Source organism: Baaleninema sp., assembly GCF_049974805.1.
Taxonomy (GTDB): Bacteria; Cyanobacteriota; Cyanobacteriia; order Cyanobacteriales; family Geitlerinemataceae; genus Baaleninema.
This window is the reverse complement of the sequence record NZ_JBNGCO010000111.1, coordinates 1-15,130: the sequence shown is the minus strand read 5'-3', so window position 1 is coordinate 15,130 and position 15,130 is coordinate 1. Positions and strand designations below refer to the sequence as shown.

General features: G+C 53.1%; 13 protein-coding genes. 12 read left to right on the top strand and 1 reads right to left on the bottom strand.

The genetic code is table 11. The annotated features are described in order from the left end of the window. Positions 1–38 precede the first annotated feature (38 nt). Positions 39–1,589 carry a DGQHR domain-containing protein gene (locus ACP5D4_RS17800; RefSeq protein WP_428012961.1) on the top strand — a complete coding sequence of 517 codons (1,551 nt, stop codon included), beginning with the start codon at positions 39–41 and terminating at the stop codon, positions 1,587–1,589. 104 nt (positions 1,590–1,693) lie between these two features. On the opposite strand, the gene ctpA is transcribed toward ACP5D4_RS17800, so the two are convergent. Then, entirely contained in the window at positions 1,694–2,938 is a 1,245-nt protein-coding gene (ctpA, locus tag ACP5D4_RS17795; RefSeq protein WP_428012960.1) for a carboxyl-terminal processing protease CtpA, read from the bottom strand. A gap of 346 nt (positions 2,939–3,284) precedes the next feature. On the opposite strand from ctpA, the gene petB reads away from it, so the two are divergent. The 11 genes from petB to ACP5D4_RS17740 all read left to right on the top strand — a co-directional run bounded on the left by petB (position 3,285) and on the right by ACP5D4_RS17740 (position 15,073). Next, positions 3,285–3,953, top strand: coding sequence for a cytochrome b6 (gene petB, locus ACP5D4_RS17790; RefSeq protein ID WP_428012959.1), 669 nt, complete (start codon positions 3,285–3,287; stop codon positions 3,951–3,953). 129 nt (positions 3,954–4,082) lie between these two features. After that, positions 4,083–4,565, top strand: a complete 483-nt coding sequence (gene petD, locus ACP5D4_RS17785; RefSeq protein ID WP_428012958.1) for a cytochrome b6-f complex subunit IV — start codon at positions 4,083–4,085, stop codon at positions 4,563–4,565. 451 nt (positions 4,566–5,016) lie between these two features. After that, the gene (locus ACP5D4_RS17780; protein WP_428012957.1) at positions 5,017–6,531 is read left to right on the top strand and encodes a hypothetical protein; all 1,515 of its coding nucleotides are present in this window, start codon (positions 5,017–5,019) and stop codon (positions 6,529–6,531) included. Positions 6,532–6,854: 323 nt separating this feature from the next. Further along, the gene (locus tag ACP5D4_RS17775) at positions 6,855–7,076 is read left to right on the top strand and encodes a hypothetical protein (protein ID WP_428012956.1); all 222 of its coding nucleotides are present in this window, start codon (positions 6,855–6,857) and stop codon (positions 7,074–7,076) included. A 101-nt stretch (positions 7,077–7,177) separates the two neighbouring features. Further along, the gene (locus tag ACP5D4_RS17770; protein WP_428012955.1) at positions 7,178–7,396 is read left to right on the top strand and encodes a hypothetical protein; all 219 of its coding nucleotides are present in this window, start codon (positions 7,178–7,180) and stop codon (positions 7,394–7,396) included. Positions 7,397–7,492: 96 nt separating this feature from the next. After that, positions 7,493–8,374, top strand: a complete 882-nt coding sequence (locus ACP5D4_RS17765) for a DUF4382 domain-containing protein (RefSeq protein WP_428012954.1) — start codon at positions 7,493–7,495, stop codon at positions 8,372–8,374. A 423-nt stretch (positions 8,375–8,797) separates the two neighbouring features. Then, a complete protein-coding gene (locus ACP5D4_RS17760) occupies positions 8,798–11,029 on the top strand; it encodes a choice-of-anchor K domain-containing protein (protein ID WP_428012953.1) in 2,232 nt (743 codons plus the stop codon). Positions 11,030–11,219: 190 nt separating this feature from the next. Further along, positions 11,220–11,696 (top strand): carboxypeptidase regulatory-like domain-containing protein, encoded by a 477-nt coding sequence (locus tag ACP5D4_RS17755; RefSeq protein ID WP_428012952.1) that lies wholly within the window; start codon positions 11,220–11,222, stop codon positions 11,694–11,696. 20 nt (positions 11,697–11,716) lie between these two features. Next, complete coding sequence (gene cbiM, locus ACP5D4_RS17750; RefSeq protein ID WP_428012951.1) at positions 11,717–12,352, top strand: cobalt transporter CbiM; 636 nt, start codon at positions 11,717–11,719, stop codon at positions 12,350–12,352. Positions 12,353–12,413: 61 nt separating this feature from the next. Further along, positions 12,414–13,196, top strand: a complete 783-nt coding sequence (cbiQ, locus tag ACP5D4_RS17745) for a cobalt ECF transporter T component CbiQ (RefSeq protein ID WP_428012950.1) — start codon at positions 12,414–12,416, stop codon at positions 13,194–13,196. A gap of 185 nt (positions 13,197–13,381) precedes the next feature. Continuing rightward, entirely contained in the window at positions 13,382–15,073 is a 1,692-nt protein-coding gene (locus ACP5D4_RS17740; protein WP_428012949.1) for a methyltransferase domain-containing protein, read from the top strand. Positions 15,074–15,130: the final 57 nt, after the last annotated feature.

The window sequence follows — 15,130 nt, the reverse complement described above, 5'->3', positions numbered from 1 at the left end:
GTTAAAATAATCTACTCTATCAGCTTACGCATTTTCCCATGACGCCTGCAAGCGAAACCCGAAAAATTGCCGCTTTACTGAAACCGTACCTCGATCGCGATGAAACGTTTCTCGTTCAAACGACTCAAATGGGAGAGACCGAGGCGTATATCGGTTCGGTGACGTTATCATGGCTGGCCAACCGGGTAGAATTCGCATCGCAACTTCCCCTGTTTCAAGGAAAACTCGATCCCAAAACGGGAAACGTCCAACCCGACGCCGAAACAGTAGACGAGTTATACCAACGTCCCCTAGATTGGTCGAGACAAGCGCCACTGACGCGATATCTGGCGGCGCGAACCGATCGCAAATTTCCGCCGTTGCTGTTAGTGGTAAGTCCGCCGTGGGTGGACAATCCGCGATCGGTGGGTTGGGACGAACACGGACGTGCCAGACAGTCGGCGGTTGAATTCGTTCCCCTCGACAGCGATCGCCGAGTCGGACTCCTCGACCTGTCTTCTACTGTATCGGTCTTTGCCCTCGACGGCCAACATCGTCTCATGGGAGTTCGGGGATTGATGGAACTTCTCGAAACTGGAACCCTGCAACCCCTCACGAAAGCGAAGAAACCCACGGGAAAAGCCTTAACCCTTGAGGAAATCGCGCAAGCAGTCGGAAAAACCCCCAGTCAACTGCGGGAGTTAGCCGACGAAACCCTCGGTGTGGAACTGATTCCCGCCGTCGTGAAAGGCGAAACGCGGGAAGAGGCGCGGCGGCGGATTCGATCGATCTTCGTTCACGTGAACCTGATGGCGGTTAAACTCAGCAAAGGACAGGTGACGCTACTCAACGAAGATGACGGATTCGCGATTATCACCCGTCAAATTGCAGTGACTCATCCGATGCTGTGTCAAGAGGCGGAACGACTTCCTCGGGTGAACTGGGATGGCGCGTCGGTGTCGGCGAAATCCAGGGTTTTAACCACGCTTCAGGCTTTAAAAGATATGACGGTGGGGTATCTCGGCGATCGCTTTCCCCACTGGAAACCGCTAAAATCGGGGACGATTCCCCAACGTCCCACCGTTGACGAACTCGCCGACGGTTTAGCGGAGTTGATGCGGTTGTGGGATGGCTTGGCGACGCTTCCGAGTTATCGCAAGTTAGACGCGGGATTGGAAACGCCGACGTTGCGACGGTTGAGTTTTGAAGCCGATGGCGGTGAGGGAAACATCCTGTTTCGTCCCGTCGGACAAGTGGCGTTGGCGCAAGCCTTGGGAACTGCTATTTTTCGCAAACGCATTCCGCTGATAGAAGTGTTTGATAAACTGCGCCAGTTTGACGACGAAGGCGGGTTTAGTGGAATTGAGAACCCCGAATCAATTTGGTATGGGGTGTTTTACGATCCCAACAAACGCCGGATTCGCATCGCTGGAAGGGATTTAGCGGCGAAACTGTTGCTGTATCTCCTCGGTGGGATGACGGAACCGATGGATTTAGCGGAGTTGCGAATGGCGGTGGCGAAGGCGAGAACCTTTGAAAATCGCGCTGTGAGTTTTCAGGGTCGTTTTGTTAAGCCGAGAGAGGTGGGTTTACCCAGTGCGATCGCTTAACTGGGATAAGCAAAAACATCGACTTGCATGGATTTGACGGGTTTAGCTTCTCCCACAGAAACAGAGACCCAAAAACGAGCCTCTGTTTCCCAACATCCATCGTATCAACCCGCTTTCGCCACGACTCCCGACTCCGTCAACAACTCAACCGCCGTCTGATAAGGTCGATCGATCTCCGTTCCCACCTCATCTCGCTGAATCGGATTCTGTTTCACCACGAAATCCGGCGTAATCCCTAACTTATTAATATCCTTGTGGTTCGGCGTTTCGTACTTCGCCACCGTCACCGCCAAACCGGAATCGTCCGACAAATCAAACAACGACTGAATTAAGCCTTTCCCAAACGTCCGTTCGCCAACTAACTTGGCGCGGCCGTTATCCTGCAACGCACCGGCTAAAATCTCACTTGCACTCGCCGTTCCTGGGTTCACTAACACCACCAACGGCGCGTCCGTCAACGCTTCGTGTCCGGCGTCGAAACTGCCTAAAATCGATTGTCGGTTCACCGTGTAAACGATGGTGGAATCGTTCAACCACAATCGCGCCACTTCAATCCCCGCTTGCAACAAGCCACCGGGATTATTTCGCAAATCTAACACGAAAGCATCTGCACCCTCATTTTCCAAGGATTCGATCGCCTCTGCCATTTCCTCAGCAGCGTTGGCGCTAAACTGCGTCAAGCGAATATAACCGATTTGCGTATTGGGTGAATTCTCCACCGTCCGCAAATCTGCCGTCACCGGATGCAGCGCAATGCGATCGCGCACTAACACGATATCCTCGATCGCACCCCCGTCAAACCGCTTCACTTGCAACGTCACCTCGGTTCCCACGGGGCCCCGCATCCGTCCGGCGGCTTCGTCCAACGTCAAGGACTCCGTAGACGCGCCGTCGATGGCTAAAATGACATCCCCCGGTTGAATTCCCGCCAAATCCGCCGGCGCACCCGCAATCGGCGCGATCGCCTTCAACTGTTTCGTATCGGCGTCGATGGCGATTTGCAACCCCACCCCCGTCAACTCGCCAGCGGTATTCACCTGAAGGTTACGATAGCGATCGGGACGCAACAACCGCGTAAACGGATCGTCGAGTTTCGCCAACATCTCCTCGATCGTGTCGTAAGCGTCCTCGCGAGTTGACATCGGTTCGCGCAAAGCTTTTTGTCGCACTTTCCACCAATTTTCACCGTTAAACGTCTCGTCGATATAGGCGCGGTTGACCACACGCCAAACCTCCGACACTAACCGCTGTTCCTCCGTCAGTGCCAAAGCTGGCGGCGTCCATCCCAACCACCCAAACACCATCAACATCACGGGGACGAGTGCGAACCAGAACGCGCGTTTTTGCATGAGACCTAGCGAAAAAAACTTAAAGTGACAACTGTTTTTAATAAAAATTAACACAAACTCCGGATCTATATTGGCATTAGCTTAGCGTATGCCATCGAGTCCAGGCCGATCGCCCTGCCCGAAATCCTAAGCTGTGTTACATTTTTTTATAGGTTTCTGTGCCGTGGAGTACCCCATTCGCTCGATCCCCGCGATCGAGAAGTTGACTGCAACGTTGCGCGAGATCGGTCAAGTCAACCACTCCACCCCATTTCACAAACCCCCAACCGCACAACACCCGCCGCGACATTTCCTCGAGCTGTCGTGGTACACTTCACAAACCGAAACATTCCAACACACTGGCTTTATGTTCTCTAAGGAAGTCACTGAATCGAAAGCCTACAAGTGGTTTGACGAGCGTCTGGAAATTCAGGCGATCGCCGACGATATCACTGACAAATACGTTCCGCCCCACGTTAACATTTTCTACTGCTTGGGGGGAATCACCCTCGTATGCTTCCTGATCCAGTTTGCCACTGGATTTGCCATGACCTTCTACTACAAACCGACGGTCACGGAAGCATACTCCTCAATTCAATATCTGATGACCGAAGTAAACTTCGGTTGGCTCATCCGTTCCATCCATCGCTGGTCTGCCAGCATGATGGTACTGATGATGATCCTGCACGTATTCCGCGTTTACCTGACCGGCGGTTTCAAAAAACCCCGCGAACTGACCTGGGTTACGGGTGTGGTTCTGGCGGTGATTACCGTCTCCTTCGGCGTGACCGGCTACTCGCTGCCTTGGGACCAAGTGGGTTACTGGGCCGTGAAAATCGTCAGCGGCGTTCCCGAAGCGATTCCCGTCGTCGGTAGCTTCATGGTGGAAATGCTGCGGGGTGGAACCAGCGTCGGCCAATCCACGCTGACTCGTTTCTACAGCCTGCACACCTTCGTTCTGCCTTGGCTGATCGCGGTGTTCATGCTGCTGCACTTCTTGATGATTCGCAAACAAGGGATTTCCGGTCCGTTGTAAAGCCGAATCGATTCTCGAGCCTTTCGAGTTGGGATGGTTTGTTAAACTATCCCTAATCTAAGAAATCTCGATCGGAATTTTTGATAGTTTCCTTACCGCTGTCCTTGCAAAAGGAGAACACAGTTTACGATGTCCACCCTTAAAAAGCCGGATCTCAGCGATCCTAAATTGCGAGCGAAACTCGCCAAAGGCATGGGTCACAACTATTACGGCGAGCCTGCCTGGCCCAACGACCTGCTGTATGTGTTCCCCGTGGTTATCCTCGGAACCATCGCCTGTGTCGTCGGGTTAGCTGTTCTCGACCCCGCTATGGTTGGCGAACCTGCCGATCCTTTCGCGACGCCGTTGGAAATTCTGCCGGAATGGTATCTCTATCCGGTGTTCCAAATCCTTCGTATCGTTCCGAACAAACTTTTGGGGATTACCCTGCAAACGCTGGTTCCCCTCGGCTTGATGACGATTCCGTTCATCGAAAGCGTCAACAAGTTTCAAAACCCCTTCCGCCGTCCGGTAGCGACGACCGTTTTCATGTTCGGTACAGTCGTTACGCTGTGGTTGGGAATTGGTGCCACGTTCCCCCTCGAGAAATCTCTGACTTTAGGCCTGTTCTAAATCGGTCTTGAGTTCGGAAGGACTTATGGGAATTTTAACGCCTGCCCGAACTGTCGAACGGTAGAAGTGCTGTGATTACGACAGTTTGAGCGGGCGTTCGCTATTTAGATGGATTTAAAAGATTATAATTAATAATGTTAAAAAAGCTCGAAAGTCCGTAATGTTATTGTTTTAAAAAATGCTATAAATACCGTTTGAAAAGGTAATTTAAGAACCCTCAGCAATATTTTCGGCATATCTGTTGAAATTGCTATTGAGGAGTTGCGCTCTAGATACCCGGCATCTTGGAGATGCCGGGTATCTTATACAGCAATGGACTGAAATGGGATATTGCTGCCAATCATTTAATATTGCTATAGCTCGATCGCCGGCCAGTTTGGTGGGTCGATCGACCTCAACCCCACTGTCAACCCCGCTGTCAACCCCGCTGTCAACCCCAATGTAAAACCCGATGTCCAAGTCGATATCCCAATCGATATCCAAGCTGAAAGCGACGTTTTCCCAACCCTTAGATAAAGTCGCGATTTCCCTGTCCGTCGCCCTGCTAGTGTTGACGGTGTTGTTACTCCTCGGGGGAGATCGCAGCGTTCCCCGCGTCCGCGACTTTAGCTGGAACGATCGAACCGTCGGATCTGACGATCGAGCCTTTCTCCTCACCTTCACCCGCCCCATGAACCTCAACAGCGTGGAAGACAACCTGACGATCGATCCGCCGCTACCGGGAAAAATCAGTTGGGCGGGGCGACGCATGGCTTACACCCTAGAGTATCCCGCCCCTTACGGAACAGAGTACACCCTGAGACTCTCCGGCGCCCGCGATCGCTTCACCGAAGCCGACGACACCGAACATTTCCTCGATCCCTTTGAAGGTATTTTCCAAAGTCGCGATCGCGCCTTCGTTTACCTGGGTTCGGAAGAATCCGAACGAGGACAACTGATTCTCTACAACTTCACCCGGGACGAGAAAATCGTCCTGACACCTGCGGATTTGACAGTGATGGAGTTTCAAGTTTACCCCGAGGGCGATCGCGTCTTGTTTTCGGCCATCGATCGAAGCCGTCGCGACGCCGGACTCACCGACGCCCAACTCTTCACCGTCACCACCGGACTCAACTTCGCCAAAGGGAACAACCCCGACTCTGCTGGGAAGATCGATCGAATCCTCGACAACCAAACCTATCAAAACCTGCAATTCGCCCTGTCTCCCGACGGAAGTACCATTGTCGTCCAACGGGCGAACCGCCAAAACCCCGGCGCCGACTTCGGACTCTGGGTAATTCGCGACGGACAAGCCCCCAAAAAATTCGAGGCCTTACCCGGCGGCGAATTCGTCATCGCCCCCAACAGCCAAGAACTGGCCATCGCCCAAGGACAAGGAATCGCCCTGCTGTCTTTAGCCAAAGGCGACGAAGGAAAAGAGCCGTTAGAATTTTTTCCCCAATACGGGCGCATCATGGGCTTTACCAACGACGGAGGCGCCGCCGTCATGGTGAAATTTAACACCGACTACACCCGATCGCTGTTTTTAGTCCCCAGCAGCGGCGAACCCCAAGAACTCCTCAAAACCACCGGATCGATCCTTCAGGCGCAGTTCGATCCCAGCGGGCGCTATTTATACTGTCTGCTAACCGAACTCATCGAAGCCGAAGAATACATCGAAATCCCCTATATTTTGGTACTCGACCTGGAAAACGAAATCTCTCGCGAACTCTTGCGCTTCGAGACGAGTCCTCTGGACTTACATATGAGTTTATCCCCAGACGGTCAAGCAATTCTGTTCGATCGACTCCTCACCGACACCGACACCGCCCGCCCTAACGTTCCCCTCACCGATTCCGGAGACGCCATCGAATCTAGTCAGTTATGGGCGTTGTTTCCCCTCGTTACCGCAGAGGGCGAACTCGCCGAGCAACCGCAACCCGAACGGCTCCCCCTCGACGGATTTCGCCCCCGTTGGCTGCCTTAGAACGGGGCCACCCTTGCCTCGAATCCATCGAATGGGCTGACCCACTTCACAAAAATTTTCAATTCTCCAAACCGGTGGATTTGATATCGATCTGATAGGATTTTTGATGGGACATTCTTCGTAAGTTAGAAACATCAAAAAAACTTCATCAATATTCCCAAAACTTAATAGAATTTCTCATATAAATCGAACCCAAACCCGACATAACGCGATCGCGATCGCATAAATTCAGCGATCGCGATCGCCTCTTAAAAAATCCCTAATCACCCGAAATGAAAAGGAGATTGACGATACTGTAATCGTGAAGCTCAGGACTCTTCATTATGTTGTCTCCCATTTCCCCGATCCCCGGTGCGATTTCCGAAATCATGGCATCCGTTGCCCGAAACGGACATTTAACCCTAGCCGATCGATATGGATTACTGGCGGCGACCCTAGACGAATCCACGAACGACATCGAACGGTTGGCCATCGATCGTCTCCTACGAGCCGTCGCTCGAGGAAAAATTAAAGTCGTCAATCGGATTTCGGCACTGTATTTCTAGCTTAAATCTTAAAAAATCAGCGTATTTAGCTATTGAAAAAGATACGCTCGATCGAGGTTTTGAAGTCAGTCCCTATCGCCGAATGCCATGAGGTACGAGCCATGCACGAGATCGATCCGTTTCATCCTGCATCGCGATTGCTCAGAGCGACGCTCCTGACCTTGGCGTTGGCTATCCTGTTTCATCTCCTCGACCCTTCCATACCCACCTCGCCAACCCAACAGCCTGCGTCGCTATTTCAACCCCAGACTCAAAAAACCGACTATCTTGAAGCCTCTGGCTTTTGGATGTTCGAGATCGGGTCGATACGCAGTTTCTGAACCGTTACAGAAATCAGATGTACCCTTCCCGCCGAGAGTGCTAAATTAACAAGGCAGAGCCATCAATTAGAATTTCGGTCAATCCGTTTAACAAAAATGATGCAACTGCCATTCGATCGACGCACTCCTCTGACCCTTCTCGCCACCAGTCTCGTCCTAGCCGGGTGCGCCAGCACCGCACCCACCACCGAATCAACAGCGACAGACAGCACCACAGACAGCCCCACAGACACCGCCAGCAACGAACCGGGAACCCTCGCCGTTCGAGCCAACGGCGAAGACTTCGTGCGTCAAGGATTCACCACCAAAGACGGGTGGAGAGTTGAATTCGAGAATCTCTACGCCCATGTGAGCGACGTCACCGCCTATCAAACCGATCCCCCCTACGACGCCTTTTCCGGCGGCGAACCCGACGCCAAAGAAAGCGTGGTTCTCGTAGACTCGCAAACCGTCGATCTCGCCGCTGGAGACGAAACCGCCGAACCGATTCTCCTGAGCGAAGTCGAAGCCCCAGCCGGACAGTACAACGCCCTCTCGTGGAAGATGACCCCCGCCAGCGAAGGACCGGCGGAAGGATACAGCCTCGTCCTCGACGGAACCGCTGAAAAAGACGGCGAAACCGTCGATTTCATCTTGAAACTGGACGAACCCCTGGCGTTTACCTGTGGAGAGTTTGTCGGCGACGAACGGAAAGGAATTCTGTCCTCTGGGGGAAATGCCGATCTCGAAGCGACGTTTCACTTCGATCACCTCTTCGGCGACGGAGACGCCCCCGCCGACGATGAAATCAACACCGGGGCTTTGGGATTCGAGCCGATCGCAGAGTTAGCCGAAAACGGAACCGTCGAAGTCGATCTCGAAACCCTCTCAGAGCGGCTGTCTCCCGAAGAATACGAAACCCTGAAAAACCTGTTACCGAGTTTGGGTCACGTGGGCGAAGGTCACTGTCACGAATCGATGATGGCCCATCAAGACTAGTAGACAATCGATCGATCTCAAATGTGGAAACCTTAAGTTTGGCACCGCGTTTAGGTAGAGGATTGATGCGAATCCTTCGATTTGACAAACCGTTGATCGAAGGATTATAATTATAAGTTTTTGCTTTAATAATTTTTTACACGAAATTCCCAGCTTAAAAATTGGTAAAAAAATATTAAAAAAAGTAGCGATATGACAACAACCACGAAGGTTTTTAAGATAGCGTCATTTTTGTAAAAAACGCCAAAAAACGCTCAAAAAAAAATCAGTTTCGGGAACATTCAGCCCTCCGATGCCATCTAGCTACAAAGATGGGACGAAGATCGATCGCGCATGCAAGCGATCGCCAGATCGGGGTGTGTAACCGTCCCCAACCAACGAATTTGTCATTCGATCGAAGCAATTCTACGGAGGAACCGAGGCATGGACGACGATTTAACCATGGACGTGATGGACAACGTCGATACGGGTGTCACCGACGATACAGACAATACAGACGTTACCGCCACTGACGATCCCGGAAGCGGCGACGTCACCGTCGACGACGATACCGTCGACGATGCGACTCCCCCATTAGACGACACCGACGACACACCAATGGACGACGCCGACGACACAGGCGTCAACGACGACGATACAGCCGGACCGTCTAGCATCTCCTTTAACATTGCCAGCTTCACAGGAGACGACGCCACCGCCAGCATCACCCTCGAAGAAACCGCAGAAGGCATTCAAGTCAGCGTTTCCGGAGTCGAACCCATCGGCGATATCAGCGGCGTCTTCTTCAACCTGGCCAACGACGACCTCTTAGGAACCTTAAGCGTCAGCGGTGACGAAATCACCAACTCTAACTTCGCCGGAAACGTCAGCGGCGTCGGCGACGCCACCATCGAACCGGCCGCCTTCGACGCCGGCGTATCCGTCGGCACCGCAGGCATCGGCAGCGACGACATCCAAACCACCAGTTTCCTCATCTCCAGCGATTCAGGAGAACTGACCCTCGACGACCTTCTCGGTCAAGAATTCGGCGTCCGTCTCACCAGCGTCGGCGATAGCCGAAACGGTAGCAGCAAGCTTTCCGGTCTCGTCCCCGAAAGTCTTCCCGACGACATGACCGACGACGACACCACCGACGAAGGTGGCGACGACATAGCCGACGACGACATGACTGGCGGAGAAGGAGAAGACGACATGACCGACGACGGCGGCGACGATGCCTCCGATGGCGGCGACGGCGTCTTCATCGGTACCTCCTTCGGTCAGTTTTCCGGCCCCGTCGAAGAAAACCCCGATGCCGTCTACGAACTCAGCGACGATAACGGCGGCAACGAAAACCGCTTCGAGTGGGGAGAAGCCGTCAGCGACAGCTTCTCGAATATCGTCCAGTTTGACGGTAGCGACTTCGGAACCCAAGCCGGAGAACAGTTCAAAATCGGTCAACTGTTCTATCGCAACGGTACGACCAACAGCAACTTCAACGGCGATTTCGGCTTTAGCCTCAATGTCGATATCGACAATCTCGAAGAGGATCCCGAATCCTTCGACTTCTTCTTCAACATCCTCAATACTCCGAACACCACCGGAGATGCAGTCGAAGACGGCGATCGATTGCGTTTTGCCACCAGCGGTTTAAGTCCCCAAAGCTTTGAATACGAAGGGGGAACCTACACCCTCGAACTCGACGGGTTCTCCGTCGACGGTGGCGACAGCATCGAAAGCGGGTTCGACGCCCCCGAAGAAAGCTTCCAAATCGCCAACCTCTACGGCAAAATCACCCAACTGTCCGAAGGAAGCGAGGGCGCTTTCGATCCCCTTCCTGGCGATGAAGTGGGCGAAATTGCCCAAGGCGGCGGCGTTTTCGTCGGCGGCGACGGAACGGGTAACGGTGCCGTGGCCGGTTCGGTGTTAGTCCAAACCCAAGCCAAACTGAGCGTGTTCTGGGGGATCGGCACCTCTGCCGAAATCAAATTCGGCAACGGCGAGTTTGTCGAACTGCCCGCCGAAGGCGGCGAAACCGACCTCGACGATATCGGGGAAAACGTGGTTTCCGGTAGCGATAACGACGACAGCGTTTCCGGTACCGACGATAACGACGTGGTGGCCTGCAACGGTGGTGACGACGAAGTCAACGGCGAAGGCGGCAACGATGTGTTGGCTTCCGGTGACGGAAAAGACAAGGTGATGGGCGGCGACGACAGCGACATCATCAACGGGAACACCGAAGACGACGAACTCATGGGTGGCAACGATGACGATGTCATTTACGGCGGTCAAGGTAACGACAAACTCATGGGCGAGGACGGAAACGACGTTCTCATCGGCGACATGGGTTCCGACCAACTCATGGGCGGCGATGGCGACGATAACTTCGTCCTGCGTGCTGAGACTTCCCTCGAAACCACGTCCGCCCAAGAAGCTGACTGGATTCTCGACTTCCAAGCCGGCGATCGAATCGGCATTACCCAGTCGTTTAGTTCCAGCGTCGAGTTAATCGTCGAAGACGTGAACGCCGACGGCGTGGACGATATCGCCCTGCGCGTCGAAAGTAGCTTCTACGTCGGTGCTGTCTTGGGGATGGGCAGCGAGGACATGGAATCCGTACAGCAAGCCCTGTTTGACGTTTCCGATTCCGACTATCTCCTCGGCATCGACTAACCCTCGAACCCTGTCGTTAAATGCAACGACAGCCTGAATTTTGCGGCCCCTTGCGACACAATAAAAGCAAGGGGTCGCTTTTTTGTTCGCTTTCCCCACTTAAAGAAAGACGGAAATTTCCGATTCATCCGAAAAAGGCGATCTACGATAACTGAATTGCATCGCCGCCATCGACAAGGAGGACATATCCATGCGCTGGCCGCCAATCACCGCCCTGTTGGGGCTAACCCTCTTCGGCGCCGTCGAACCTGCCCTCGCCCACGGTGCCAACATCGTCTATCGCAGCCAAAGGGCGATCGAACTCCAAGCCACCTACGACTCTGGCGAACCCATGGCCGAGGCACAAGTGACGGTTTACGCCCCCGACAACCCCAGCCTTGCCTGGAAAACCGGCACCACCGACGACAGGGGCGAGTTTGTTTTCGTTCCTGAGGAAGACCAAACCGGACGTTGGACGGTAAGCGTTCGTCAAGCCGGCCACGGCGACATCGTTCACATAAACCTCGACAATACCGAAGCAACCGAAACCGCCGCCGAGACTGACAACAATACCGCTTGGGTGGCCGAGGCCGGCGAAACCACCCTTTCTCAGCGTATTGTCACCGTCGCCGCCGTTATTTGGGGCTGTATCGGCACTGCCCTGTACTTCAGTCGCCATAAATCATAACTTGTTCTCAAAGGTCGTTTATGCATATTGCCGACGGGTTTCTTCCAGCCAAAGTCTGTTTGACCGGATACGCTATCACGGGAGCAGCGACCTGGTTCTCTCTCCGTCAAATTCGCCGCGATCCCGACCCCCAAGCCAATATTCCCAAAGCGTCGTTACTAACCGCCGCGTTTTTCGTGGGGTCGCTCATTCACATTCCCGTTCCGCCGGCCAGCGTTCACCTGATTCTCAACGGCTTGCTGGGGGCAGTGTTGGGATACTACGCCTTTCCCGCCATTCTCGTGGGGTTGTTTTTCCAAGCGGTGATGTTCCAACATGGGGGGATGAGCGTTTTGGGGGTCAACGCGGCCATGATGGGAATCCCCGCTCTCTTGTCAGCTTACGTTTTCCAGTTTCGCCACAATTTTGGCAGCGACAACCGAACGACGTTGAGCGTGTTGGGATTTCTCGCCGGCGCGTTAGGAGTGGGATTGTCGGGATTAATCTTTTTCGCCATTGTCGTTACGAACGTTCCCAGCAACCTCAACGCCGAAGCCGAACGTTCCGCCGTCTGGTTGTTAACCCTCTCTCAAATTCCTCTGGTGGTCATCGAAGGCCTGTTTACCTCTATGCTCGTCCTGTTCCTGCAACAGGTCAAACCGAAACTTTTACAGTGAACAGCGAACAGTTTCCGTTCTCCCCATCTCCCCATCTCCCCATCTCCCTATCTAAACTGAAATGCGTCACGGCTTAGATGAGTACGCTCGATTAGATTCGCCTTTACACCGTTGGGAACCGCGATGTAAATTCGTGGGATTGATGGCGTTGATTTTTGCGTTTTCTTTTATTGAAGATTTGCGCTTGTTGCCGCTGATGGTGGCGATTACAGCATTGTTGTACAAGTTATCTAGCTTGCCAACGGCCTATTGGCGCGATCGACTGCACTATCCTGGGTATTTTTTGCTGGGGATGGTGGTGGTATTGCCCTTTGTGTCGGGGGAAACGGTGCTGTTCCAAATCGGGGCGTTGGCGGTACGCTGGGAAGGACTCCTTGATGTGGTCAAGATTGCCACGCGGTTCGTTTGTATCGTGACGGTGAGTCTGGTTTTGTTTGGGACGAGTCCCATTGCGACGACGCTGCGGGCGATGCGATCGCTCGGCGTGCCGTCGTTGATTACGGATATGATGCTATTGTTTTATCGCTATTTGTACGAAACCCTCGATCGCTTCAGGCAGGTGCAAACGGCCATGCGGTTGCGAGGCTTCGATACGACACGGCTGAGTTGGCGCACTCTCAAGGTTCTGGCGTCCCTCGCCGGAACGCTTCTCGTCACCAGTTACGAGCAGTCGGAACAGGTTTATCGAGCCATGCGTCTGAGGGGATACGGTCAGTCTGCGGCTCGAGTTTCTGAGATTCCCGTTCGTCCCGTCGATGCGATCGCCCTGGGGAGCTTGTTGGTTTTTTCTTTGGGATTAGTGGTTTTACAAGGTTTTGGAATCAGTATTTTTTTGAGTTTTTGATTACCACATAAAAACCCATAAGTCAATATAAATTTGCAAAAATTAAACCCTCTGTATTCTCTGTGGTATTTTAAATTAAAAGCCGAAGCTAAAAATCAAAATTCCAAGTCGTAATTTTAGCGCAAAATCCAACCGTAAAAGCGGAGCTAACTAAACCTTTAAAATCACCAAAGCAGCAATTTCTAATGAGTCGAGAATATTACGATCGAATTAACCACCAACTCCTCGATACCTTACCGCCCAACGCCGGACGAGTTGTCGAAATTGGCTGCGGAACGGGCGCTCTCGGTCACGCTTACAAACAGAAATTTCCCAACACGGAATATATCGGCATCGAACTCGAAGCGGAGGTGGCTGAAATTGCCCAAACCCGGCTCGATCGCGCCATCGCGGCCAACGTGGAAAACCTCGACGATCCCCAACTGCAATTTCCCCCCGAAAGCGTCGATTGTCTAGTCTACGGCGACGTTCTCGAGCATTTAGTCGATCCTTGGCGGGTGTTGAAGCATCAAGTGAAATGGCTCAAACCCGGCGGATGGGTGGTTTCTTCCATTCCCAACGTTCAAAACTGGACGATTTTAAGAGATTTATTTCGAGGACAATGGGAATATCAAGAGGAAGGATTGCTCGATCGCACCCATTTACGCTTTTTTACCCTAGAAACCGCCCAAGTCATGTTTGCCGAAGCGGGATTGCAAATGCAACAAGTCGGGCGCACCATTTCTCACGATCCTCGGGCATTCGAGGAACTCTATCCCCACCTGGAAATGGTGGCAAAAAACCTCAACCAACCCCTCGATCGCTTCAAACTGTTGGTGGAAACCCATCAATTCGTTTTCGCCGCCACCAAACCCCAGCGGCGTTTGTTAATTCAAACCTTAATGATGGCGCCCTTGGCGTGCGATCGAATTCGGGTTCTCGAACCGGACGAATTTAGCAACCGCATCCCCGGCGTGCGTGCAGTGTCGTCTGTGAAAAACGCCGCCCTCAACATCGCCGAACCCTCCGAAGAAAAAGTCTTCGTATGGCAACGGGCGTTATTAGATCCCAAAGTCGCCGTAAAACAACAGAAAAACCTACTCGATCGCGGCTATCTCATCGTCGCCGAAATCGACGACGATCCCATGCGCTGGCCGCAATTCCAGCAAACCGACTTTTTCAGCTATCGTAGCTGTCACTGCGTCCAAACCTCCACCGAACCCCTGGCGGAGTTTTTACGACAATTTAACCCCTACGTCAAAGTCTTTCCCAACCACTTAGCCAAACTGCCCCCGGCTCGATTACAAGGCGATTACGAGGCGACGACAGTATTTTTCGGGGCGTTAAACCGCGAAGAGGATTGGAAACCGTTAATCGGTTCGATAAATCGGGTCTTGAGCGAATTTGGCGATGGCGTCCTCGTCAAAGTCCTCCACGATCGCGCCTTTTTTGACGCCCTCAACACCCCGAAAAAAGCCTTCTCGCCCTTTTGCCCTTACGAAACTTACCAACAAGTCTTGCGCTCCTCTACCGTCGCCTTACTGCCTCTCGAACCAACGCGGTTCAACCAGATGAAATCCGATTTGAAATTCGTCGAATGCGGCGGTCAGGGATTAGCCGTATTAGCCAGTCCGACAGTGTACGAACGGAGTATCGTCGAGGGCGAAACCGGGTTGATTTACCGTTCCGTTGAAGATTTCGAGGTGAAATTCAGAGAACTCCTGGCCAGCGCAGAGTTACGACGAAAACTGGGAACCCACGCCTATCGCTGGGTGGCCGAACATCGCCTTCTCGAACAACACGCCGGCGATCGCGCCGCTTGGTATATCCAAATGCGCGATCGTCTCCCCGAACTGAACGCCGCCCTCCGTCAGCGAGTTCCCGAGTTGTTCGATTGAGAGTTGACATCCTCACCGCCGAAGGAAGGACGGTGATTCCCAAACCTCGCGATTTGG

Excerpts from the sequence above, each read along its gene's own strand:
- cbiQ (WP_428012950.1), top strand. The coding sequence starts at position 12,414 with ATGCGTCACGGCTTAGATGAGTACGCTCGATTAGATTCGCCTTTACAC.
- ctpA (WP_428012960.1), bottom strand. The coding sequence starts at position 2,938 with ATGCAAAAACGCGCGTTCTGGTTCGCACTCGTCCCCGTGATGTTGATG.
- ACP5D4_RS17770 (WP_428012955.1), top strand. The coding sequence starts at position 7,178 with ATGCACGAGATCGATCCGTTTCATCCTGCATCGCGATTGCTCAGAGCG.
- ACP5D4_RS17755 (WP_428012952.1), top strand. The coding sequence starts at position 11,220 with ATGCGCTGGCCGCCAATCACCGCCCTGTTGGGGCTAACCCTCTTCGGC.
- petD (WP_428012958.1), top strand. The coding sequence starts at position 4,083 with ATGTCCACCCTTAAAAAGCCGGATCTCAGCGATCCTAAATTGCGAGCG.
- petB (WP_428012959.1), top strand. The coding sequence starts at position 3,285 with ATGTTCTCTAAGGAAGTCACTGAATCGAAAGCCTACAAGTGGTTTGAC.
- cbiM (WP_428012951.1), top strand. The coding sequence starts at position 11,717 with ATGCATATTGCCGACGGGTTTCTTCCAGCCAAAGTCTGTTTGACCGGA.
- ACP5D4_RS17740 (WP_428012949.1), top strand. The coding sequence starts at position 13,382 with ATGAGTCGAGAATATTACGATCGAATTAACCACCAACTCCTCGATACC.
- ACP5D4_RS17760 (WP_428012953.1), top strand. The coding sequence starts at position 8,798 with ATGGACGACGATTTAACCATGGACGTGATGGACAACGTCGATACGGGT.
- ACP5D4_RS17765 (WP_428012954.1), top strand. The coding sequence starts at position 7,493 with ATGATGCAACTGCCATTCGATCGACGCACTCCTCTGACCCTTCTCGCC.
- ACP5D4_RS17780 (WP_428012957.1), top strand. The coding sequence starts at position 5,017 with ATGTCCAAGTCGATATCCCAATCGATATCCAAGCTGAAAGCGACGTTT.
- ACP5D4_RS17800 (WP_428012961.1), top strand. The coding sequence starts at position 39 with ATGACGCCTGCAAGCGAAACCCGAAAAATTGCCGCTTTACTGAAACCG.
- ACP5D4_RS17775 (WP_428012956.1), top strand. The coding sequence starts at position 6,855 with ATGTTGTCTCCCATTTCCCCGATCCCCGGTGCGATTTCCGAAATCATG.